The sequence below is a fragment of the Dokdonia sp. Asnod2-E02 genome, from assembly GCF_045063915.1.
GTDB lineage: Bacteria > Bacteroidota > Bacteroidia > Flavobacteriales > Flavobacteriaceae > Dokdonia.
The window spans coordinates 33,292-57,580 of record NZ_JBEFNX010000005.1 but is presented as its reverse complement, the minus strand read 5'-3'; the positions used below and the strand labels follow the sequence as shown (position 1 = coordinate 57,580).

At 37.8% G+C, this 24,289-nt stretch carries 22 protein-coding genes; 16 read left to right on the top strand and 6 right to left on the bottom strand.

The annotated features are described in order from the left end of the window. Positions 1–66: 66 nt before the first annotated feature. Positions 67–249 carry a hypothetical protein gene (locus tag ACJJVM_RS00280; RefSeq protein ID WP_021779402.1) on the bottom strand — a complete coding sequence of 61 codons (183 nt, stop codon included), beginning with the start codon at positions 247–249 and terminating at the stop codon, positions 67–69. A gap of 149 nt (positions 250–398) precedes the next feature. On the opposite strand from ACJJVM_RS00280, the gene fumC reads away from it, so the two are divergent. Further along, complete coding sequence (gene fumC / locus ACJJVM_RS00275) at positions 399–1,784, top strand: class II fumarate hydratase (protein ID WP_405210381.1); 1,386 nt, start codon at positions 399–401, stop codon at positions 1,782–1,784. A 105-nt stretch (positions 1,785–1,889) separates the two neighbouring features. Further along, positions 1,890–3,227 (top strand): 7TM-DISM domain-containing protein, encoded by a 1,338-nt coding sequence (locus ACJJVM_RS00270; protein WP_405210380.1) that lies wholly within the window; start codon positions 1,890–1,892, stop codon positions 3,225–3,227. Here the strand turns inward: ACJJVM_RS00270 and ccsA are convergent. After that, positions 3,224–6,523 (bottom strand): cytochrome c biogenesis protein CcsA, encoded by a 3,300-nt coding sequence (ccsA, locus tag ACJJVM_RS00265; RefSeq protein ID WP_405210379.1) that lies wholly within the window; start codon positions 6,521–6,523, stop codon positions 3,224–3,226. The two genes, ACJJVM_RS00270 and ccsA, sit on opposite strands and share 4 nt — an antisense overlap. Positions 6,524–6,639: 116 nt before the next feature. Between ccsA and ACJJVM_RS00260 the strand changes: the two genes are divergently transcribed. From ACJJVM_RS00260 to ACJJVM_RS00205, 12 genes are all read left to right on the top strand, one after another. After that, the gene (locus tag ACJJVM_RS00260) at positions 6,640–7,407 is read left to right on the top strand and encodes a Rossmann-like and DUF2520 domain-containing protein (protein ID WP_405210378.1); all 768 of its coding nucleotides are present in this window, start codon (positions 6,640–6,642) and stop codon (positions 7,405–7,407) included. Further along, entirely contained in the window at positions 7,391–7,918 is a 528-nt protein-coding gene (locus tag ACJJVM_RS00255; RefSeq protein ID WP_298351228.1) for an HAD family hydrolase, read from the top strand. The genes ACJJVM_RS00260 and ACJJVM_RS00255 overlap by 17 nt, the downstream gene beginning before the upstream one ends. Positions 7,919–7,959: 41 nt before the next feature. Beyond that, positions 7,960–8,877, top strand: coding sequence for a geranylgeranylglycerol-phosphate geranylgeranyltransferase (locus tag ACJJVM_RS00250; RefSeq protein ID WP_405210377.1), 918 nt, complete (start codon positions 7,960–7,962; stop codon positions 8,875–8,877). Beyond that, positions 8,870–9,454, top strand: coding sequence for a Maf-like protein (locus ACJJVM_RS00245; RefSeq protein ID WP_405210376.1), 585 nt, complete (start codon positions 8,870–8,872; stop codon positions 9,452–9,454). The genes ACJJVM_RS00250 and ACJJVM_RS00245 overlap by 8 nt, the downstream gene beginning before the upstream one ends. A gap of 33 nt (positions 9,455–9,487) precedes the next feature. Then, positions 9,488–10,438, top strand: a complete 951-nt coding sequence (locus ACJJVM_RS00240) for a septum formation inhibitor Maf (RefSeq protein ID WP_405210375.1) — start codon at positions 9,488–9,490, stop codon at positions 10,436–10,438. Then, positions 10,438–11,550: a magnesium/cobalt transporter CorA gene (corA, locus tag ACJJVM_RS00235; RefSeq protein WP_405210374.1), complete on the top strand. Its 1,113-nt coding sequence runs from the start codon at positions 10,438–10,440 to the stop codon at positions 11,548–11,550. Before ACJJVM_RS00240 ends, corA begins: the two co-directional genes overlap by 1 nt. Beyond that, positions 11,541–12,119 (top strand): mechanosensitive ion channel domain-containing protein, encoded by a 579-nt coding sequence (locus tag ACJJVM_RS00230; protein WP_405210373.1) that lies wholly within the window; start codon positions 11,541–11,543, stop codon positions 12,117–12,119. Before corA ends, ACJJVM_RS00230 begins: the two co-directional genes overlap by 10 nt. A 75-nt stretch (positions 12,120–12,194) precedes the next feature. Then, positions 12,195–14,732, top strand: coding sequence for a PIG-L family deacetylase (locus ACJJVM_RS00225; RefSeq protein WP_405210372.1), 2,538 nt, complete (start codon positions 12,195–12,197; stop codon positions 14,730–14,732). A gap of 111 nt (positions 14,733–14,843) precedes the next feature. Continuing rightward, positions 14,844–16,559 carry a sodium:solute symporter gene (locus ACJJVM_RS00220; RefSeq protein ID WP_298351249.1) on the top strand — a complete coding sequence of 572 codons (1,716 nt, stop codon included), beginning with the start codon at positions 14,844–14,846 and terminating at the stop codon, positions 16,557–16,559. A gap of 56 nt (positions 16,560–16,615) precedes the next feature. After that, positions 16,616–17,584 (top strand): Gfo/Idh/MocA family protein, encoded by a 969-nt coding sequence (locus ACJJVM_RS00215; protein ID WP_405210371.1) that lies wholly within the window; start codon positions 16,616–16,618, stop codon positions 17,582–17,584. Between the two features lie 137 nt (positions 17,585–17,721). Next, positions 17,722–18,138, top strand: a complete 417-nt coding sequence (locus ACJJVM_RS00210) for a DUF2141 domain-containing protein (RefSeq protein WP_298351257.1) — start codon at positions 17,722–17,724, stop codon at positions 18,136–18,138. A 135-nt stretch (positions 18,139–18,273) separates the two neighbouring features. Next, on the top strand, positions 18,274–19,212 hold the full coding sequence (locus ACJJVM_RS00205; protein ID WP_298351260.1) for a LysR family transcriptional regulator: 939 nt from the start codon (positions 18,274–18,276) through the stop codon (positions 19,210–19,212). 52 nt (positions 19,213–19,264) lie between these two features. On the opposite strand, the gene ACJJVM_RS00200 is transcribed toward ACJJVM_RS00205, so the two are convergent. The 4 genes from ACJJVM_RS00200 to ACJJVM_RS00185 form a co-directional block, all read right to left on the bottom strand. Then, positions 19,265–19,462, bottom strand: a complete 198-nt coding sequence (locus ACJJVM_RS00200; protein WP_298351263.1) for a hypothetical protein — start codon at positions 19,460–19,462, stop codon at positions 19,265–19,267. A gap of 148 nt (positions 19,463–19,610) precedes the next feature. Further along, the gene (locus ACJJVM_RS00195) at positions 19,611–20,411 is read right to left on the bottom strand and encodes a TIGR00266 family protein (protein WP_298351268.1); all 801 of its coding nucleotides are present in this window, start codon (positions 20,409–20,411) and stop codon (positions 19,611–19,613) included. A gap of 122 nt (positions 20,412–20,533) precedes the next feature. Continuing rightward, positions 20,534–20,908, bottom strand: a complete 375-nt coding sequence (locus ACJJVM_RS00190) for a hypothetical protein (RefSeq protein WP_299150024.1) — start codon at positions 20,906–20,908, stop codon at positions 20,534–20,536. Positions 20,909–20,958: 50 nt separating this feature from the next. Next, positions 20,959–23,124, bottom strand: coding sequence for a TonB-dependent receptor (locus tag ACJJVM_RS00185; RefSeq protein ID WP_405210370.1), 2,166 nt, complete (start codon positions 23,122–23,124; stop codon positions 20,959–20,961). A 32-nt stretch (positions 23,125–23,156) separates the two neighbouring features. Here ACJJVM_RS00185 and ACJJVM_RS00180 point away from each other — a divergent pair, with 32 nt between their 5' ends. Both ACJJVM_RS00180 and ACJJVM_RS00175 read left to right on the top strand, forming a co-directional pair. Further along, positions 23,157–23,843: a YdeI family protein gene (locus ACJJVM_RS00180; protein WP_405210369.1), complete on the top strand. Its 687-nt coding sequence runs from the start codon at positions 23,157–23,159 to the stop codon at positions 23,841–23,843. An 18-nt stretch (positions 23,844–23,861) separates the two neighbouring features. Further along, complete coding sequence (locus tag ACJJVM_RS00175) at positions 23,862–24,275, top strand: DUF1801 domain-containing protein (RefSeq protein ID WP_405210368.1); 414 nt, start codon at positions 23,862–23,864, stop codon at positions 24,273–24,275. Positions 24,276–24,289 lie beyond the last annotated feature (14 nt).

Sequence of the window (24,289 nt, the reverse complement as noted above, 5' to 3'; positions counted from 1 at the left end):
CGAAAGCGCATAAAAAAACCTCCTACAGTAATTGCAGGAGGTTACATATCGTAAAAGCGAGAGATACTAGTTGTTCTCTTGCTCTCTCTTAAGCTTACGTTCTTCTCTTTTTTCTTTCATAAATTCAATAAATGAACCTCCTACCCAGTAAGGGATTACAAAAGTAAGAAGGAAAATCATTAACCAAAATCCTATAGTAAGGATGGTTAAAAATGCGAGAAAACCTAAATATTGGTCAAAATCGAACATAGGATGGTGTCTTTTCTAATTTGTAGCAAAGATACTTGATAATATATATGTCACACAAGAGAAAAAATAGATTTATTGACAGCTTATCAACGATGCAAAATGAAGCCAAATGTTTAAATTTGTGTTCCAAATTTCTAACATAATTCACAATGGAATATAGAATCGAAAAAGATACAATGGGCGAGGTACAAGTACCCGCAGATAAATTATGGGGAGCACAAACTGAGCGTTCTCGCAATAACTTTAAAATAGGAGCTCCTGGCTCTATGCCTATTGAAGTGGTACACGGCTTTGCGATTCTTAAAAAAGCAGCTGCTTATACAAACTGTGAGCTAGGTGTACTACCGGTTGAAAAGAGAGATCTTATCGCTGCTGTATGTGATGAGATACTTACAGGTATGCACAATGACCAGTTCCCACTAGTAATCTGGCAAACGGGATCTGGAACACAAAGTAATATGAATGTAAACGAGGTGATTGCAAATAGAGCTCACCAACTTGCAGGAAAAACAATAGGTGAAGGTGATAAAACACTAGCGCCTAATGATGATGTAAATAAATCACAATCTTCTAACGATACGTTCCCTACGGGAATGCACATTGCAGGCTACAAAAAGATTGTAGAAAACACAATACCAGGAGTACGCACATTACGTGACACGCTTAAAGCCAAAGCAGATGCTTTTAAAAACGTGGTAAAAATAGGTCGTACGCACCTTATGGATGCCACTCCCCTTACACTGGGTCAAGAGTTTTCTGGATACGTATCACAACTAGATCACGGGCTTAAAGCTTTAGAAAATACACTAGATCACCTAGCAGAGCTTGCTCTAGGAGGAACAGCTGTAGGTACTGGTCTTAATACTCCTAAAGGATATGCAAAGCGTGTGTCTGAGTATATGGCAGAGTTTTCTGGTCACCCGTTCCGTACTGCAGATAATAAGTTTGAAGCACTTGCTGCACACGATGCAATCGTTGAAACTCACGGTGCGTTAAAACAACTTGCGGTATCTCTCAATAAGATTGCAAATGATATACGCCTTATGGCCTCTGGACCACGCAGTGGTATAGGTGAGATAAGTATCCCGGCAAATGAGCCAGGATCTTCTATTATGCCAGGTAAAGTAAACCCTACACAATGTGAGGCACTTACAATGGTTTGTGCTCAAGTTATGGGTAATGATGTTGCTGTAGGTGTAGGTGGTATGCAAGGACATTACGAGCTTAATGTATTTAAACCTATGATGGCTTCTAACCTTTTACAATCTGCACAACTTATAGGTGATGCTTGTGTTTCTTTTTCTGAGCACTGTGCTTCAGGTATTGAGCCAAACGATGCAAGAATTAAAGAATTACTAGATAACTCATTAATGCTGGTAACTGCTTTAAACACAAAAATAGGGTATTACAAAGCTGCCGAAATAGCAAATACGGCACATAAAAATGGTACAACATTAAAGACAGAAGCTGTAAATCTAGGATACGTAACCGCCGAAGAATTTGACGAGTGGGTACGACCTGAAGATATGGTTTAATTCTTATGTAGTAAACACAAGTTAATCGATGAAATACACAAAACCATCGATTAACTTGTTTTTATCAATAGCTTATCATATCTTTATGGTCCCAAATCATAAGAAATGAAACTACTATTGGTTCTTTTAAGCTTCCTGCTTTGCAGTGTGAGCCTACCACCAGAGACCATTACTTATCTTAAGGATGCTTCTGGCACACATAACATAACAAGTGCAAAAAGTGCTGTTTTTACAGACTTAGAATCAGAAAACTTAGGATTAGACAATGGTGTTTACTGGTTTAAAATAAATAATATTTCTCAACCTAGAGCTATATTAGAACTTCAGACAGCACACGTTACTGATCTTGAATTATATGATAATAATGGAGCGCTTATTTCTGTAATGAATAACACGAGATTTCCCTCGTATTTTATAAGTAAAGATTTACACAGCTTTCCTCTATATCTTAAAGGTAACTTCCCACTAGAGTCCTACTTCCCTATAACAATTTCTAACGAAGGCGAGTATGCAAAAAATGATCGAGTGAATATGCTAGGTATAGGTTTCTTTTATGGGACCAGTATAGCTTTACTTATTGCAACCCTTATATTTTTCTTTATAGTCAAAAACACAAAATTTCTATTTTTTGCATTTATCATTTTTGGTATACTGCTTAGTGTAATAGCTCAAGATAATATCCTCAATTTTTTAGATATTAATCTAGGTAATCCATTATATATGGAAGCACTAGGACATTATTCTGTAGGTATAATGGCGTTGTTTTTTATGGTTTTTTATCTCAACTTGAGAAAAAACCAACAATGGATTAAATATGCAATGATCTCTATAATTGCTGTCTCTACTGTTTCATTAATATATTTTGTGATCACTAAGATGCTTTGGGGGCTTATACTGGTTAACTCTTGTTCTATACTAGCAACTGCACTTCTCTGGATTCTTATATTGAGAATTGCTAGTGGACCTAAGCGTTACATACTCCTACTAATTTATTCTGTAAACCTGTTTTTCTTAGTTAATGTATTTGTATTTCATTTATTGGGAATCACACTGCTAGAGCGTAGCACTTTTGATGGAGCGGGGATTGCTTTACTAAACTTTACCCTAATTGCCGTACTCCTATTACTCTCCTTTTATGGTATACAAACTACGGGGGTAATAATGAAGCACAAAATAAAAAGGTATGTAGAAGAGCTAAAAGAATTAAATACCTATAGAAATATACAAGACACAGATGATGATTATCTAGAATCTCTTATTTACCAATTTAAACTTGAAAATATAGAGGTAAAAATACTAGATGACATTGCTAAGGGCTTAAGTAATGAAGCTATTGCTTCAAAATATAACTTAACTACAGATCGCTTAAACCAATTAACAAAAAGTCTCTATACCAAGCTTGGTTTAGAGACTTCTGGTGATTTACAAAATCTAGCTTTTTAAGCCTTTTTCTTCTTTATATAATACTTTCTGTATCTCATATATGATACCGTACCAAACACCGTAAGAATAACTGCTGTGATGAGTATCTTTTGGTCTGCGATGTCGCCACCACTCTGGTATGCGTGCAATCCAGATAAGTAGTAATTTACCCCAAAGTAAGTAAACATAATACTACTTAATGCTACAATAGAGACAAAGTTAAATAGCCATCTACCTCTCAATCCAGGTATTAACCTCATATGTATCACAAAGGCATAAACGATAAGTGAGATAAGCGCCCAAGTCTCTTTTGGGTCCCATCCCCAGTAACGCCCCCAGCTTTCGTTTGCCCACTGACCTCCCAAGAAGGTACCTATGGCAAGTAATACCATACCCACTGTAAGAGCAAGCTCATTAATGATGGTTATCTCTTTAATATTAAGATCCATCTTTTCCTTATTTTTTTCAGTTGTAAATATCATTAAGAATAATGAGACAACTCCTAGAATAGCTCCTAGCGTAAAAGGACCATAACTCGCTACAATTACTGCAGTATGAATCATTAACCAGTAACTATCTAGTACAGCTTGTAAATTTTCTATCTCTGGATTCATCCAGTTCATAGAGGCTGCCCATAATATAAAAGCACCTACAAACGCAGTACTAGCAATAGTAAGTTGACTCTTTCTCCCGAAGGCTAGACCAAAAAATACCGTTGCCCACCCTACATATAGCACAGACTCATAAGCATTACTCCACGGTGCGTGCCCAGCAATATACCATCGCCATATCAAGCCTATGGTGTGTACAATAAATAATACAACAATCGCAGCTGCACCCAGCTTAGTCATCCAGCTGATGAACTTATTGTTGTTAAAAATAGCAGCAATAACAAAAATCATCATAAATACGGCTGCCAGCATATACATCCAGTAAAGCTTTGTAAAGACATCATACTTATTGTAAAAAATCTCTGCATCACGCTTCTCTATAGAAGGCATTATATCATTACTATGACTGCGCTGAAACTTCTCTATACCTTGCAAAACTTTATCTGCATCCGTGTAATCTCCAGTAGCTCTACCCTTCTTTAAACTCAATAAATAAGCAGGAAAAATTTGATTTGCAATGACAGAGTCTGTAGCTCGATAAGGGACGTCCTTTACTTTTATAGGAGAGATCCACGTGTTATTTGAATCATCTGGTTTTGGGAATATTCTTAAAACTTCTTTAACCAGTGTTCTGTCTAAGAGATTCATACGCTCTGAGACGTCTATAAATTCTTTAGAAATTTTTGTAGGGTTTGCCTCTGCATATGCCTCTGGTAAAAATGGAGCTAGTTTATACCTAAAATCTGAGGTAAAGAAATCCATTTGTTTAAAGTACTTTCTGTCTGACGGTACACCCACAACATTACGTAAACTATCATTTCCTTTTTGAAGGTATATGATCTCTGCAAAACTCCATATTTGCGGGTTTTCCATCATTGAGAGCATTACTTGGTCTGCAGTAAGGCCTTCATAAGTATCACTCCTGCTTAACTTACGTAATAACATACTTGAGTATGTATTAATAGGCATCATACGCCCACCTTCTTGTATGATAAGACGGCCAAACTTTTCTGCGTGCTCTAGTGGTACTGCATTTTCTACAATGAGTCTTTTTATCTCTTCTTGTGAGGGCATAGCCTGCTCGTGTGGCTCTCCTTGGTGACTGTCAAGTCCTAAAATGTCACTTATATTTTCTCCAGTAACAGCTACGGTGTCTTTTACGACTACGTTTCCGTTGCTTACTTCGGTAGTTTGATTAGATATATCTTCTTGTGCGTATCCCGCTTTCGCGAAAGCGATCAAAAACACAATCATCATAAGTTTAGATTTCTTGAGTTTAATCTTATCTAAACGACGCTTGAGCTCACCAAAACGTGACCCCTTATCAAAAAGAATCATCATCATACCTATGTACAGTAAAAAGTAACCTATGTATGTAACCCAAGTTCCCCAAAAATCGTGACTTACAGAAAGTATCGTACCAGACTCATCTGGAAAGAAACTTGCTTGAAAAAATCTAAATCCTTTGTGGTCTAAAACGTGGTTCATATAAATTTCGTAATCAAAATTTTCTTCAGGATCTTCTACCGTTATCTGGCTTTCAAAAGACGAGTATACGTTTTGTGTACCAGGATATCTTCTAGCGATAAATTTATTGAGCTTTATAGAAAACGGTAGTGGCATAGACTTACTTCCGTATGCTAGATAAACTTTGTGCCCACCTACCTCTATATGCTTTTTATCGTTACTATAACCTTTACCACCTAGTAGTCCTACTGTTTTGGTCTCGCCATTTGCGGTTACATCTACAAAGAGTGCATCCTCTTGATTTTTTTCTTTTACCTCTTTTGCAACAATACCAGTACGACCACGTATAGCTTGGTCTGGTATCACGAGTAACTTGCCGCCTAAGTTATAAAGTGCTCGTAGTTTAAGTGGCTGCTCTACATCTTCTGGCACATCACTCTCATCTTGTGTTGCCATTACAGTAACAGAACCTGCAAATGGTGATTTAAAAGTGTAGTTTTCACCGTCAAAACCTATGTTTATAGCGCCATCTGTAGGCTTATTAAAGGCATAGAGTACATTGTGAATATTCACTAGCTCACCTTCTACTAGAAAGTGCTCGTGACGCTGGTTATCTGTACCTGTCTCTACAATTTTAAGGTGCCATAACCCGCTCTCGTCTTCTACAAATCCATCTTGAGCGCCATCTATAAACTTGTTAAAATTAAAAGTAAAAGTGGTCTTGTCACTTCTGTTATTTGTATCGTGCACAAAATCTTCTGTCCACGTAAAATCATTATTTAATCTAGGCGATAGTGATAACTCCTTTTCTATTGCACGGCGCATAGGTTGGCCGTTTTGCTCTCCATCTATAAAAACATCAAGGTAGGTTTTCTCGCTTAAGAAAGAATTTTCGGTCGCACCCTCCTCAATAGGCATAACACCTTCATAACTTATATATCTTGTAATACCCGCTCCTATTAAAATAAGTACAAATGAAAGGTGAAAAACTAATGTCGTTATCTTCTCCTTGCGTAACAATTTATACCTAAATATGTTTCCTATAAAGTTGACTACAAACAGAATATGAATAAGTGTAAACCACCAAGCATCATAAATCCAGTATCTTGAGTACGGCGTAGGTGAAGTTTCTTGACCTATATCTAAAAATGTTCCTACTGCCATTGCAACAAAGTAGGCTATAAAAAGGATCCCCATCAAGCGTGTGGAGAATAAAATAGAAGCGATTTTCTTTTGCATAATTCAGGCAAATTTTAACGAGTGCAAAGATAACCTACGACGGCTTAAAAACCTTAAACCTAGGGTTCATAAAATATGAAACCTCAACAGTTTTAAAAAAGCCTATTTTTGCTACTATGATAGAAGTAAACATTGTGGGTACTGGTAATGTAGCGTGGCATCTGGCAAAGGCACTAGGTGCACAAAACCGAGCAGTCGTAATGCAAGTAGCTGGCCGTACTGAGGCTAGTCTTGAGCCTTTTAAAAATATGGCTCGTCATACGGTAAGTATTGAAGAGCTTACCCCTTCAGACGTGACTATCATTGCTGTGAGTGACGATGTGATTGCAGAGGTGTCTAGTCAAATTCCTTTTGATAACACACTGGTAGTACATACTTCTGGATATACGGCTATGAGTACGCTTTCGCGAAAGCATAATAAAGGCGTTTTTTACCCTTTACAAAGTTTTTCTAAAGATGATACGTCTATAAACTTTTCCGAAATACCAATTCTAGTAGAAGCAGATAACGATGAAGATGAAAAAACCTTGCGCGAGCTAGGTGCGATGATATCTAATACGGTACAGGTAATAAATAGTACACAGAGAAGACAGCTCCATCTAGCTGCCGTGTTTGCAAATAATTTTACAAACCACTGCTATACCATCGCTCAAGACATCTGCGAGCAATATGAGGTAGATGTAAAAACCCTACACCCACTTATCTTAAAAACAGCTCAAAAGGCTTTAGAAAATGGACCTAAAAATAGTCAAACAGGCCCTGCAAAAAGAGGTGACAAAGCCGTCATAAACAATCAACTAGATTTGCTAGAAAACCCAGATCACAAAGATATTTACAACGCTCTTACAAAAGCGATACACACTACCTATGGAAAAAAGTTATAAAGAATACTTACATAATATTACCACCTTTATATTTGATGTAGATGGTGTCCTTACAGATGGTAAACTACATATTACCACAGAAGGCCAGATGCACCGCACGATGAATGTAAAAGATGGATATGCCATAAAAGCAGCGCTAGATGCTGGATACAATATATGCATCATAAGTGGTGGTACAGATGAGGGTGTGCGCTCAAGGCTACAAAAACTAGGCATAAGTGACGTTGCCCTAGGTGCTCACAATAAGATGGAACACCTTAACACTTATCTTAAAGACAAGGATATCGCAGCACAAAACATACTATATATGGGAGATGATATACCAGACTATCCCGTAATGCAATTTGCAGGTCTCGCCTGCTGCCCACAAGATGCTGTAAAAGAAATAAAAGACATCTCAAATTACATCTCACATAAAAATGGCGGTCAGGGCTGTGTGAGAGATGTGATAGAGCAAGTTCTTAAAGTGCAGGGCAACTGGATGAAAAATATAGATGCAGCAGCTCATTAACGAGATATTATGTATTTTTAATAAAACAACCTAACCCCTAGTTGAAGTATCTAAACCTCATAAGATTTAATAATCTTCTTATGATCATTGTTATGCAATGCGTCATAAGGTATGCCATTGCTCAAATAGATGATATTGACATCACATTAAGCAATCTAGGCCTGTTGTTCCTTATCCTTGCTACCGTGTTAATTGCAGCTGGAGGATACATCATTAACGACAGCTATGATGTTGTGGCAGATAAAATTAATAAGCCAAAAAAACGCACCGTAGGTGTCTCTATAGATGAGAAACAAGCAAAACTCATTTATTTTGGACTCACCTTTACTGGTTTAGGGCTTGGTTTTATCCTCACAAGCCTGATGGGACACCCCATATACTTTATATACTTCTTACTTAGTGCAGGGTTTTTATACCTCTATGCTAGGTTTATAAAAAAGTATGCTTTATTAGGTAACTTGCTCGTAAGTATCTTAGTAGGTCTCTCGGTTATTTTAGTACCACTATTTGAACTTATACCTGCTATAGACACAAGTAATAATGAGGAGCAACTAGGTGCATTTACAGTATTTACGTCGGTCGCTATATTTGCCTTTGCTATCACACTTATAAGAGAACTTGTAAAAGATATAGAAGACATACAAGGAGATCACGTCGCTGGTTATAAAACGCTACCCATATTACTAGGCGCACAACGCACAGCAAGAGTTTCTGTAATACTCACACTTATAATAATCACATTTATAAGCTGGTATACTTTTACATTTTTATACGATTATAAAATAGCTGTGGCTACTGTATTTTTTGCCATTATCGCACCATTGGGATATTGCTGTTCAAAACTATGGGAGGCGACTAAAAAAAGTGAGCTCTCACACATATCACTCATCCTTAAAGTAATTATGTTTGTAGGTATATGTATCATCCCATTACTTATACACGCTATTTACTATGCTTAAAGAAAAATTAAAAAATCACAATCTCATACTAGCCTCTGGATCTCCTAGACGCCAGCAGTTTTTTAAAGAACTAGACCTAGATTTTACCATACAACTTAAACCAGTAGATGAGACCTTTCCAGACCATTTACAAGGTCCAGAGATAACAGATTATCTAGCAAAACTTAAAGCCGCAGCTTTTACAGACTTACAAGCAACAGATATACTTGTAACCAGTGATACCATAGTATGGTTTAATGGCGTAGCACTTAACAAACCAGAAGATCGTGATGAAGCCTATGCGATGATAGCAGCCCTTTCTGGTAATAGCCACCAGGTTATTACTTCAGTAGCTTTTACTACAAAAGAAGGTCAGACCGTGATAAACGATACGACCACCGTCACCTTTAAAGAGCTTACAGAAGAAGAGATTAATTACTACATTGATAATTACCAGCCTTATGATAAAGCTGGTGGTTATGGTATACAAGAATGGTTTGGCTACATAGCCGTAACAAGTCTTGAGGGTTCATACTTTAATGTGATGGGTATGCCCCTGCATAAAGTTTACGAAACGTTAATGCAGCTGGCAGACTAGTAGCTTTTCTGTACTTTTAGTTAAAAATAAATTATGGGATTCTTAAAAAAAATGTTTGCCCTAGAGCGTGCTATATTCTTTTCTATAGTGGCTATTGCGTTACTTGCGATGCTTATAAGTTGTAAAAAAGAGACTGGGGGTAATATCGCTTTCGCGAAAGCGGACTCAGCTAAAACCACCACCGCAGAAAAACGTAATTTATCTCAAGAGTGGAAAGATTACTGGTATGCCGGCACTGCCGAAATTTCTTCTTATAAACTAAATCAAGCACGATATGGCGAGATAAGACCAGGCACAGCAGTCTTGATTTATGTAACCGAAGATTTCTTACCAAAAGAACAAGTAAAAGCAGATGCTCAAAACGATAGCAACATCCCTGTCCTAAAGCTCAATGCTACCAAAAAGTTTGTAACAGGCATCTACCCCTATTCCATAATGACCAGCACATTTTATCCCGTTACCGAAAAAAAACACGCTATAAAAGTATCACAGAGCACACAAGAATGGTGCGGTCACGTATATGCACAACTTAATAACAGAGATGACTTTGAAGTGACCTCTCACTCCTACTTTCAATCTGAGGCAGACCAAGAAATGAGTCTCCCAAAAGATATACTAGAAAATGAATTATGGACACAAATACGCCTTGACCCAACCTCACTCCCTACAGGATCATTTAAGGCTATACCTAATCTTGAATTTATACGTAACTCACATATTGATCTTGCAGCATATCAAGCAACAGGAAGCCTAAATGGGGATTCTTACACAATAGAATATCCAGAATTAAAACGCACAGTTACTATACAATATACTCCTGAGTTTCCTCATACTATAGAGGGCTGGACAGAGACATTTCCTCAAGGGCGTGACGGCAATCCTATGACAACGACAGCCACTAAGATGAAAACCATAAAAAGTGCCTACTGGGGTAAAAAAAGTATTGCAGATGAAGCTTTGCGTACAGAATTACAATTAAACTAATGGGAAGGTTACGTAAACAACTCAATAAAGTTAACCCCTTTACAGCGGTAAACCTTATATCAAAAAGCGTCATTAAAGAGCAAATGTCGCACGCCCCGGGTCACGTAGTTTATACGGGTACAAAGGAAGTAAAAGATGTCCTCATAGATGTTTTTGACTACAATGCAACCTTTGTAGAAGAAGAAACGGTACACGAGTTATCCAGCTACACAAAAGACACAGACGAAAAAACGGTTACCTGGGTAAATGTAAATGGTCTTTCTGACACACAGGCACTTACAGATATATCACACAAGTATGAGCTACACCCACTGGTGATGGAAGATGTGGCAAATACCAGCCAGCGACCCAAACTAGATGAGTATCCAGATCATTTATTTATTGTTTTTAAAATGCTCTATCACGATACAGATGGTAAATTAAACACGGAGCACATAAGCCTTATTCTGGGCAAGACCTATGTCTTGCTTATGCAAGAGTATGATGGTGACGTTTTTGATGGAATTAGAGATCGTATACGCCTGTCTAAAGGTCGGGTGCGCACTACTGGAGCAGATTACCTAATGTATGCACTTATGGATGCGGTGATAGATCACTACTTTATAATCATAGAGACCCTAAGTGATAAAATAGAAGAGCTAGAAGAAAGAATATATACAAACCCTTCAGAAAACTATTCGCAAGAGATACAACAGCTCAAAAAAGAGGTGATACAAGTACGTAGGTCAATTTTTCCGCTACGGGAGGTTGTAAATAAGCTAGAAAAAGTAGATAATCACCTCATACTTAAAAAAACGCAAGTTTTTGTGCGTGATCTTTATGATCATACCATACAGGTAATTGAGACTGTAGAGGTTTATAGAGACACCATAGCAGGACTAATGGATATGAACTCAACAAACATCGCAAACCGTATGAACGAGGTGATGAAGGTTCTTACTATTATCGCTACTATTTTTATACCTATGACTTTTCTAGCAGGAATTTATGGGATGAATTTTCAACACATTCCAGAGTTAGAAATGCAAAATGGTTACTACTACTTCTGGGGAGCGATGGTATTTATTTTTATAGGTTCTATCATATACTTTAAGCGCAAAAAATGGCTATAGATTTTATAAACTTATACAGAGAGCAACTTATAGAAAGTGCCATCGTAGCGGTTGTTATGATAGGCCTACGTATGGTGATTTCTTACTTTGTAAATCGTTTTTCAGATAGAAAAAATAAGGTAAAGCAACGTGCAAATCTAGTAATGAAGTATGTAGACTTTATTCTTATCCTCATTGCCTCTGTGTTTGCTTTTCTCATCTGGAGCCTTAATGCTAGAGATATAGGCGTGTACGCCTCTTCGGTTTTTGCTCTTATAGGTATAGGCTTTTTTGCTCAATGGTCTGTATTAAGTAATATGACCTCTGGTGTTATTATATTTTTCACCCTTCCCTACAAGATAGGTGATCGCATTAAGATACACGATAAGGATTTTCCCATTATTGCCATTATAGAAGACATAAAAGGCTTCCATATGAATTTGCGCACAGATGATGGCGGTCTACACACCTACCCTAACAGTCTTATTATGCAAAAAGGAGTCACCTTAGTACAAGATGGAGTCGCAACACGCATTGTAGAGCCTATTGATCCTACATCAGATAATGACCACTTTAACAAGCCTGTATAATCGTTAAAGAAAACTTAAAGAAAACCTCCTAGGCATTGATATTAGGTATATTTGAGAGATAACAACACTCTCAATATGACACGCAAATCCTATGCGATTTTTGTTCTGATTTCTATTTTTGCTTTCGCGAAAGCGTACTCACAAGGAATCACTGTACAGCCCAGTAAACCTACAGCTAGCGAAATTTATGAAGACCTAAAAAAGCTAAATTTCTTAGGCTCTGTACTATATGTTGCTGCACACCCAGATGACGAGAACACAACAGCTATCTCCTACTTTGCAAATACCGTAAAAGCAAGAACGGCATACTTATCACTTACAAGAGGTGATGGTGGCCAGAATATTATAGGCCCAGAACTAAGGGAACTTTTAGGAGTAATACGCACTAATGAGTTACTTGCCGCTCGCGCAACAGATGGTGGAGAGCAACGTTTTACACGTGCAAACGATTTTGGTTACTCAAAACATCCAGATGAGACACTTGCCATCTGGAACAAAGAAGAAGTACTGGGTGATGTAGTATGGGCGATACGTACTTTTAAGCCGGATGTAATCATTAATAGATTTAATCACAGAACACCGGGAAGCACACACGGACACCACACCTCTAGTGCAATGCTCTCTGTAGAGGCATATGATCTTGCTGGAGATGCCGCAAAATATCTAGATCAATTACAATACACAGATACCTGGTCACCACAAAGACAATTTTTTAATACCTCTTGGTGGTTTTATGGAAGTAGAGAAAAATTTGAAGCGGCAGATAAGTCTAACCTTGTGAAAGTAGATGTAGGTACCTTCTACCCTGGCTTAGGGTTGTCAAATACAGAAATATCTTCCCTTAGTAGAAGCCAGCATAAGTCTCAAGGATTTGGTAATACGGGCTCGCGTGGTACTAGTGATACTTATTTTGAGTTATTACGTGGAGAAATGCCTACTAACGATGATGTTTTTCAAGGTATTAACACCACTTGGACACGTGTTAAAGGAGGAAAAGCAATAAAGACAATACTAGACAACGTAGTTGCCACCTATGACTTTACTGCGCCAGATAAGAGTATACCACAACTTATGAAGGCATATGCCCTCGTGCAACAACTAGAAGACACACACTGGAAAAACATAAAGTCTAAAGAACTTGAGAAAATTATCACTGCAGTGACAGGCCTTTACCTAGAAGCAAAAGCAGATACTAATTATGCAACTACAGGCAGCTCAATAAAACTAGATATAGAAGCTATAAATAGAAGTGTACAGTCTGTGATTCTCAAAAAAGCTACCGTAACAGTAGCAAATAACGTAGTAGCGTCTAACCAACCACTAGCGAATAATGAGCGTTATACCACATCTACAACTCTTACGGTAAATGATGACTTTAAAGATACATCGGCTTACTGGTTACGAGAAGAAGGTACTTTAGGTATGTACAAGGTTGCAGACCAGCACATGATAGGTAAACCAGAAACACCACAAGAAAACACAGTCACATTTGACCTTGTCATTTCGGGAGTGCCTATAAGTATTACAAAACCTATTGTCTATAAATACAATGACAGAGTAAAAGGTGAAGTGTATGAGCCTTTTGAAATTGTACCAGCTGTGTCATCTAGACTAGAGTCTAAGGTGATCATTTTCGCGAAAGCGGAATCAAAAAAAATACCCGTGACAGTCACAGCACATCAAGCTAATTTTACAGGAACTGTGCTACTAGATAAACCATCTGGATGGACGGCATCACCTGCTAGTTATGATGTTTCTATAGCAAATAAGGGAGAAGAAAAAGAGTTTGTATTTACAGTAACACCACCGGCTGGTGATAGCGAGGGTGATTTGAGTCCGCGTGTGGTTTCTGGAGGAAAGACGTATACTAAAGAGCTTATAAAAATAGACTATGCTCACATCCCGCTGCAGTCATTATTCTTGCCTAATAAAGCACGTGTTGTACGACTAGATATTGCACGCAAGGGTAACTACATAGGTTACATACAAGGAGCTGGAGATGCGGTACCAGATAACCTCGCGCAGATAGGTTATCAAGTTGCAGTGATAGATCCTGCAACCATAACACCAGAGTTGCTATCACAGTTTGACGCTGTGGTTGTAGGTATACGTGCTTATAATGTGGTAGATGAGATGCAAGCAAAACAGCCACTGCTACTAGATTATGTAAAAGATGGCGGAACACTTATCGCACAATACAACACCTCTGGACGCTGGGGCAACACAAAAATAGGCGCTCCGTATGAGCTTACACTTTCTAGAGACCGTGTGACAGATGAAAATAGCGAGGTGAGAGTCCTAGCAAAAGATCACCCACTTATGAATTTTCCTAACAAGTTGTCTCAACAAGATTTTCAAGGATGGACACAAGAGCGAGGTCTTTATTTTCCGAATAAATGGTCTAGTGAGTACACGCCTATTTTATCAATGAACGATAAGGGAGAGACTGCAAAAGATGGAAGTCTTCTCATCGCAGCATATGGTAAAGGACATTATATCTACACTGGCTTAAGCTTTTTTAGAGAGTTACCAGCTGGAGTATCTGGGGCATACAAGCTATTTGCAAATATGCTTAGTGTAGGTAAACAAGAGCAGCAAGATATTAAACAGTAATTATGAACAAGCCATCCTCATACACCTGGAAGAAGAAATACACAATCATCTTATTGCTTAATCTAGCATACTTTATTGCTTTCTATCTCTTAATGACCTCATTCTCATAATATGGAAACTATAGACTGGGCTGTACTTGCATTTACCTTAATTTTTATTGTGGTTTATGGAACCTATAAAACACAAGGAAGTAAAAATGCCGAAGAATATATAAAAGGCGGTAACTCCTCAAAATGGTGGACCGTAGGTCTCTCAGTAATGGCAACACAGGCAAGTGCCATCACTTTTTTATCTACCACGGGGCAAGGTTTTTATGATGGAATGGGATTTGTACAATTCTATTTTGGCCTGCCTATTGCAATGGTCATTATATGTCTTGTTTTTATCCCTATATACCACAGGCTTAAGGTCTTTACGGCTTACGAGTATCTAGAAAGTAGGTTTGATCTTAAAACACGCTCACTAGCTGCTATCCTATTTTTAATACAGCGCAGTCTCGCAGCAGGTATTACTATATATGCTCCTGCCATCATTCTCTCTGCCGTATTAGGTTGGGATCTTACAATGCTCAATATTCTTATAGGTATCGTTGTGATTATCTATACCGTTTCTGGTGGCACAAAGGCAGTAAGTATTACTCAAAAGCAACAAATGGCAGTCATTTTTGCAGGAATGGCAATTGCCTTTTACCTCATACTTGACAAACTTCCAGAAAACATAAACTTTACAGATGCGCTAAGCATAGCCGGTGCTGGCGAAAAAATGAACCTTCTAGATTTTTCTTTTGACCTTAGTAATAGATATACAGTCTGGACAGGTCTGTTAGGAGGTACTTTTTTAATGCTCTCTTACTTTGGTACAGACCAGAGTCAAGTCCAGCGTTACCTCTCTGGTAAAAATGTAAAGGAAATGCAAATGGGTCTTCTCTTTAACGGTGCTCTTAAAATCCCTATGCAATTTTTCATACTACTGGTAGGTGTGATGGTTTTTGTCTTTTATCAATTTAATAGTGCACCGCTGCACTTTAATCCTGCGGCGACAGATGCAGTTAAATCATCTATTTATGCAAGTGAATTTGCCTCGCTAGAAGAACAACTTCTTACAAACCAAGAACTACAAAAACAAGCAGCATTTAACTATGCTCAAGACCCTACTCTTGACACTTATGAGCGAGATGGTGAGACACTATCTTACATCACTACCTATGAAACTAGAGATAAACAGTTACGTAAAAAAGGAAAAACTATTATCTCAAAAGCTGCTCCAGAGGTAGAAAATAATGACAAAGACTATGTCTTCATTCACTTTATACTTAACAACTTACCTAATGGCCTTATAGGCTTGCTTCTTGCGGTAATATTAAGTGCTGCAATGTCATCTACCGCATCTGAGCTCAATGCACTGGGCGCAACCACAGCCGTAGATCTTTACAAGCGCAACTACAAAGGAGAGATGACAGATGCGTTATATGTAAAAAGCACCAAAGGTTTTACACTTATGTGGGGTATACTCGCCATTATTGTAGCCTGTACGGCCAGCCTTTTTGAAAACTTAATACAGCTAGTAAACATTATAGGTTCTATTTTTTATGGAAATATCTTAGGGATATTTTTACTAGCCTTCTTTATCAAATTTGTAAAAAGCAATGCCGTATTTATTGCAGCGCTTATCACGCAGGTAATTATTATTATCGTTTACGGCTTGATACATTATGATATTATAGAGTTTCCGTACTTGTGGCTAAACGTAGTAGGCTGTGGTCTTGTGATGGGACTAGCAATGTTGCTACAAGCAAGCTTTGGAAGTTCTAATAAGGACTATGTGTAATTTTCTTTTTTGAACGCTTTCGTGAAAGCAAAATACTCCTATAAATAACAACCACTATGACAAACTGGGCAATACTAGGCTGCGGAAAGATAGCTGGCAAATTTGCAAATGACCTCCTCCTCACCGAAGGTGCAAACTTATATGCCGTAGCGAGTCGTGATAAAGAAAAGGCTGTAAACTTTGGTAACACTTACAAAGCTGTAAAGTCTTATGGTAGTTATGAAGAGATGGCGCAAGATCCAGACATAGACATTGTTTATATCGCTACGCCACATATGTTTCATAAGGAAAATACGCTCCTCTGTTTATCAAATAACAAGGCTGTGCTCTGCGAGAAAGCTTTTGCTATGAATCTTAAAGAGGTTGAGGAGATGATCGCTTTCGCAAAAGCGAAAAAAATATTCCTTATGGAAGCATTATGGACACACTTTTTACCACATTATAAATTTGTACTTGACAAAGTAGCTAGTGGTACCTTAGGAGAGATACAATCACTTAAGGCAGATTTTGGTTTTAATAGTCCGTTTGACACAACTTCTAGGCTGTACAATAAATCACTTGGTGGCGGTAGTTTACTAGACGTAGGTATCTATCCTGTTTTTGCAGCGCTCTCTTTACTTGGTTATACAGATGATATAAATGCTAAGGCAACTCTAGGCCCTACTGGCGTTGATCATAACTGTACTATTAAACTGCGTTACCCTACTGGTGTGGAGGCACAACTATTTTCGGCGATAGATGAGCAAACAGATACTACCTGTCACATTGTTTTTGATAAGGGAGAAATTGTTATAAATAGTCGTTTTCACGAGCCTAGCTCTGTAACAATTACCGAAAATGATGTGACCAAAACATTAGAATTTAAAATTACAGAAGGGGTGAATGGTTACCATTATGAAATATTACATTGTCAAGAGATGCTTGCCCTAGGCAAGACTGAGAGTGACGTGATGACATTTTCTAAGAGTAAAAAACTCATTATGATGCTAGATACTATACGAGCGCAAATAGGGCTATCTTATTAAAAATGAGCTCTTACATTTAGATTATTACAACTCAGTCTCATAAAATGACAGTTGGGTAACCGCAGATTGTTTTCACGAAAGTGTGATGATACATTTACATCATCAATTAAAAATAACAACACTAAAATCTAATCATTATGAGAACAATTATCTTTTTATTACTAGCAGCCGTATCATCTTTTTCTTTTGGGCAAGAAGCATCTGGAGTAACTGTAACCGTTACTATCCCAAACCTAACAAATAATGACGGAGCTGCCTCTGCCTCATTATACACAGAAGGAACTTTTATGAAGGCAGCTCCTCTCGACACACAGTCTGCAACACCAGAAAATAAAACAGTTACACTCGTTTTTGAAAATGTAAAACCAGGTGAGTATGGTATTATCACATTACACGATATGAATGGCAATAACCGTATGGACTTTGAAGCAAATGGTATGCCTAAAGAGGATTATGGGATTTCTGGAAGTGGTGCTGGTTTTGGCCCTCCTACTTGGAACGACGCAAAGTTTACAGTAGCATCTGATGATTTAAAACTTGAGATTAAAATGTAATTTTAGTTTCATATAACAACACAAAAGTCTGTGTCTTGTACACAGACTTTTTTTGTTTGTGGTGTTTACTTCTCATCACCTTTGTAGAGGGTTATAATTAATCATTTCTTATTTTTGTGATAGATAACCTTACCAATGACTATAACTCAGCTTAAATATGTGCTTGCTGTTGCAGAGCATCAAAACTTTACTAGAGCGGCTCAAAAAACTTTTGTTACGCAACCCACGCTTAGTATGCAAATACAAAAGCTAGAGGACCAGCTGGATGTACAAATATTTGACCGTAGTAAGAAGCCCATAGAGCTTACAGATATAGGTGCAAAAATTGTACACCAGGCGCGTAATATTGTAAATGAAGCAAATCGCATTACAGACATTGTAGATCAACAAAAGGGATATATAGGTGGAGAGTTTAAGCTAGGTGTAATACCCACAGTAATGCCTACGTTATTACCTATGTTTCTTACTAATTTTATAAAGAAATACCCTAAGGTTACTCTCAAAATAGAAGAGCTCAATACAGATCAAATAATGGAACGTCTTGAAGAGGGGCATCTAGATGCAGCCATAGCTGCAACACCACTAGAAAACCCAAATATAAAAGAACGACCATTATACTATGAGCCTTTTATGGCATATGTGCCAAACAACCATAGATTATCAAGTAAAGAGGTGTTAGAGCCTAGTGATCTAGATACTCAAGACTTATTGTTACTAGAGGACGGTCACTGTTTTAGAGACGGAGTTATTAATTTATGTACCACTCCTCGCAACAAAGACGAAGAAAAATTTACACTAGAAAGTGGAAGTTTTGAAACACTTGTAAAGTTATCAAACGAGGGACTAGGGATGACGCTTTTACCTTATCTACATACTTTAGATATGCCTATTAAGGAAAAAGAATTATTTAAAGAATTTAAAGAACCTTCTCCTGCTAGAGAAGTGAGTATCATTTTTCATAAAAGTGAATTAAAAATGCAGATCATTGAGGCGTTGCGTTCTACCATAGCTGGTGTTGTAAAAGGTGCAATTACTTTTCAAAACGTACAGATTATAAGTCCGCTTAACAAATAGGTTGATTACAATAGATATATAACTAAAAAAGCCCCGTAGTACGGGGCTTTTTTTACGGTTTTAGATATATTAAACATTGTCCTAAATCTGGCCTTGTTTCTACAAGTGTATTGATCCAGATTCTTAATTCATCTATCTCGTAAGGTAATAATCTCTTAATAGCCTTTTCTAGTTCTTTACAAAATAATGAACTATCAAAACTTACCTTATCAAGAATAGTCTTCGTGTATTCAAACATTGCTCTCGCCATATTCGAAGGTTTTTATAGGTTAGACTTTAAAAGGTAGTTTTATAACAATAGGCTGGTTTTTTTGAATTCCATTCTATAAATATACTACATAATGACCACAAAAGTGCTAACAAACGGCGTTATAACTTCTTAAAAAATAGTTAATTATCTAAAATCTATTATCTCCATCTAGTAAATCTCCCAGTCCACCTAGTATAGAACCTTCGCCTCTTTTATTTCCTCCAGTTTTTGGAGCCATTGCTAGCACACGATTTGCCAGACGACTAAAAGGTAAGGACTGTATGTAAACAGTTCCTGGACCTGTTAGGGTTGCAAAAAACAATCCTTCACCACCAAAAATGGTGTTTTTAATACCTCCTACAAACTCTATATCATAGTTTACGGAGCTATCAAAGCCTATAATACAACCTGTATCTACTTTGAGGCGCTCGCCTGGAGCAAGTTCTTTTTTAAGCATTGTACCGCCTGCGTGTACAAACGCGATGCCATCGCCCTCTAGGCGCTGCATAATAAAACCTTCTCCTCCAAAAAGTCCTCTACCTAGCTTACGCGAAAATTCTATCCCGACAGATACGCCTTTTGCAGCACAAAGAAATGCATCTTTTTGACACACAAACTTCCCTCCTATCGCTCCTAAATCTATCGGAATGATTTTACCGGGATATGGAGAAGCAAAGCTTACTTTCTTTTTACCCACAACATCATTATAAAATGCAGTCATAAACAGGCTTTCTCCAGTAAGGAGTCGCTTTCCTGCCCCAAAGATCTTACCCATTACCCCCGTATCCTTTGCAGAGCCATCGCCAAAAATAGTTTCCATACGAATCCCTTCCTCCATCATCATAAAGCTTCCTGCTTCTGCTATGACTCCTTCTTGAGGATCTAGCTCTACCTCAACATACTGCATCTCCTCGCCGAAGATTTCATAATCTATTTCGTGTGCGTTCATTTTTAAAGTTTTTGATTGTGATTATAGGTAGTAATATAGAAAGCTATGTTACAAAACTCGCATAAAAAAAAGCCTACAACAGTGTTGTAGGCCTTGTTATATATATAAATATATCTTACGTTTTATAATTCTTCTAGCTCATAACTTAGCACCTCAGTTACTAGACCACACTCATCTTCTTGTGGAGTAATTTGTGCTGTGATTATCGTCTGGTAATCTTCTTTTTCTATTCTAATTGTATAGCTACCATCTCGCTCATCTGGGCCTTCATAAACCCCTGGAGAAACTTCTGTTAATACTGCTGTAAAAGTCTGGTCCATAACGGTTATGGATACACCTTCTAGCAAGGCATTAGTACTAGCATCACGTATGGTTATACTAAAAGTAGGTAGGATCTCTGTAGTACAGTCTGCCACTGGGTCCTGCGTGTCTTGATCATCATCACCTCCACAAGCAATTAAAGTTACAAAGCAAAAGACAAAAAGTAGGTATTTCATAATAGTTACATTTTTTTACTAAGATACTTAATTTATAAAAAGGTTGCGTTTTATAGATTATCAAGCTGGTTACTACTTTTATCATCACTTATGGTCCAGAAGAAACCTACAAAGAAAAACTGATCTGTTGCGGGTCTAAGCGCTCGCCTGTTAAACATTCCTGCTGTGTCTGGGGTATCTGCATACTGGTAACCATTTATGTTTCTTAAACCTAGCACGTTATTGATAGAGAAGTATAATATCTTTTGTTGCGATAAAAGATAAGCCCAGTTTACACTCAAGTCATTAAAAGACTTTGTATTTGCCTGTAAAAAACCTGGAGTGTTTCGGTCTGTATAGGTTCTACCAGAACTGTGCTGAAAACTCATCCCTATTTGTGATTTCCAGTCTTCTACAAAATACTTTGCCACAATAGAGACACTATGAGGACTAGCAAAGGTAGGCCTCGCCTGCTCGGGATAGTTGAGATATTTTCTCTCAGAATCAAGATAAGAATAGCTTACCCAGTAATCCATATTTTTAATACTGGTATTATCTCTCCAAAATACGTCTACACCTTGTGCATACCCGCTCCCCTCGTTTGTAAAAACACTCTCTGGGCTAGCAAACTCTGTTGTTGAAGTTATTAAATCACTATACGACTTTCTATAAGCCTCTGCTCTAAAAATACGACCGTTATCACTGTATTGATAGTTTGCAATGTAGTGTGTAGTTTTTTGAGCTTCAAAATCTTGACTAAACTTCAAAAAGTCATTAAGCGGATTTTGATAAAAGTCACCATATGCTAGCGATAGTTGACTCTTTGATCCTGTTTTATAGGCTATACTCGCTCGAGGCGAAAATGTAACATCTTTCATATAGTCTGTATAACTCGCTCTCGCTCCTAGTTTTATAGCAAAGTCTCTGGAGAAAATAATATCACTTTCGGCAAAGGCGGCTGTGATGTTACTTTTAAAATCATAGTTTGCAGTAAACATATTGTCATTAACCGCAACGGTGACATCTTCATCAAAATCTGTAATAAACTGTTCGGCGCCAAAGGAGAGTTTAAATCTATTTGAAAACCTCTTCTTTAGTTTGAGCTTGAGGTGTGCACTGTTTTCTGTGTCTAGCACCTGGGTTGTAGATTGTATGTTGGCTTCATTTCGCGCAAGCGTATAACTACCTCCTGTTTGTATACTCCACGTATCATTAAGCATACCCGTGTATGATGAGTTTACATATACATTACTGTTAGTAAGCCCTAGATTAAATCCTTCTGGGTTGTTTATATCCTCTTGCGTGATGTCAAAGCTAGTGCGATCTCCAGCGGCATAGAGTTTAAAAAGTCCATCTGTAGTTCTATATCTATATACTGCCTCTCCCGCCAGTGCTTGAAAGGGTTTGTTAAAGTTATTACGATTAGGAAATAACGCGACATAAGGCGCCAGATTGATGTATGAGGTGCTCAAACTGAGCGAACTCTTTTCAAATTTTCTAGTAAGACCTAGCCCTGCCCCTACAGACATTATAGAGATATCTGTTTTGTTTTGATCTGGCTCATCTACCGTGTTAAGCAATAAAACGCTAGACAGGGCTTCCCCATATTCGGCAGAATATCCTCCGGTAGAAAATGTGATCCCGTCAAAAAGAAATGGGCTATACCTGCCTCTTGTAGGTGTATTGTTTGCCGTAGGTGTATAGGGTGTAAAAACGCGTATGCCATCTATAAAAATTTGAGTCTCTCCAGCATCTCCACCACGCACAAAGAGTCTACCATCTTCGGCCACTGTGGTGGTACCTGGTAAGGTTTGTAAAGCACCTACAAAATCACCTAGCGCACTTGCTGTGGTAACCACATCTAGTGGTTTTAAAACAGATACTTTACTGTTATCACTTGCCTCAAAAGTACCTGCAGAGAGTACAACCGTGTCTAGTGAGTTTATATCTTCTCGTAGTTTAATATTAAGGTTTTTAAAAGTGCTTACATTCATAAAAATCTCATAAGGCTCGTATGATAAGAAGGTGACTTTAAGTAGCTGCTCGCCAGTCTCTGTAGTCGTAAAAGAAAATACGCCTCTTGCGTCTGTGCTTGCACCGTCATAAGTACCGTCCAGAAATACATTTGCGCCTTCTATAGGCACGCCTTTGGGATCTGTCACTACGCCAGAAACGGTGGTTTGGGCAGTGAGAAAATAACTTGATAAAATGAGTAAGAGTGATAAAAGAGGTTTCATAAGTGGTTCGTTAGATTGATTGTGGGACAAATATGAAGGGAGTCCCGCTTTCGCGAAAGCGTAATACTCCCAACCGTCATAATCTGCAACTCAATTGTAATATTTTGTACATTGAGGTTATGACTAAAGATGAAAAGCTGAATAATTTTTATAATCAAGAAGTGCCTTGGCTAGCGAGCTTAAAGAAAATAAGAGCGCTTCTCAAGAGTACAGATCTGATAGAAGATGTAAAATGGGGAATGCCAGTTTATACCATTAATAATGATAATGTAGTAGGTGTTGCTTCTTTTAAGCAGCACTATGGCTTATGGTTTTATCAAGGTGTCTATCTTACAGATGCTGGTAAGATACTGCGTAATGCACAAGAAGGAAAAACCAAGGCAATGCGCCACTTACACTTTACAGAAGATGATATTATAGATGAAAAACTCATTACATCTTATGTAGATGAGGCTATACAAAATGCTCGAGATGGTAAAAAAATGCCTGTGGTGCGCTCTGTAAAGAAAGTGCTATTGCCTACAATGCTTAAAAATCAACTCTATAACGATGCACAGCTTAAACTACATTTTACTGCACTCACAAAAGCGAAACAACGCGCCTATGCAGATTATATAAATGAGGCAAAGCAAGAGGCCACAAAGCGCAAGAGACTAGATCGCTGTATCCCATTTATACTTGAAGGTAAAGGAATAGATGCACTCTGGAAGAAAAACTAATTTAAAATTACCTACACCGTGTCTGACGTAAAAACTAAAAAAAATGACCAATCTCCGCTAGACTTCATAAATGCTCTTGCACACACCACACGCAAAGGAGACAGTCTTTACTTACTTGAGCTTATAGAAACCGTAACCGGAAAAAAGCCGGTAATGTGGGGAGATAGTATTATAGGGTATGATGAGTATGAGATGGTGTATGCCTCTGGAAGAAAAGCACACTGGCCTATGTTGGGGTTTTCTCCTCGCAAGCAAAATTTGAGCATATATATTATGCCAGGTTTTGGTGTTATAGATGACCTTCTGCCGGCATTAGGTAAACATAAAACGAGTAAAGCCTGCCTGTATATAAATAAACTAGCAGATGTAGATCTGGACATACTTAAACAGATTATAGAACGAGCGATTACCTATATGAGGGCCAAGTATTAATACATTCTTAACCT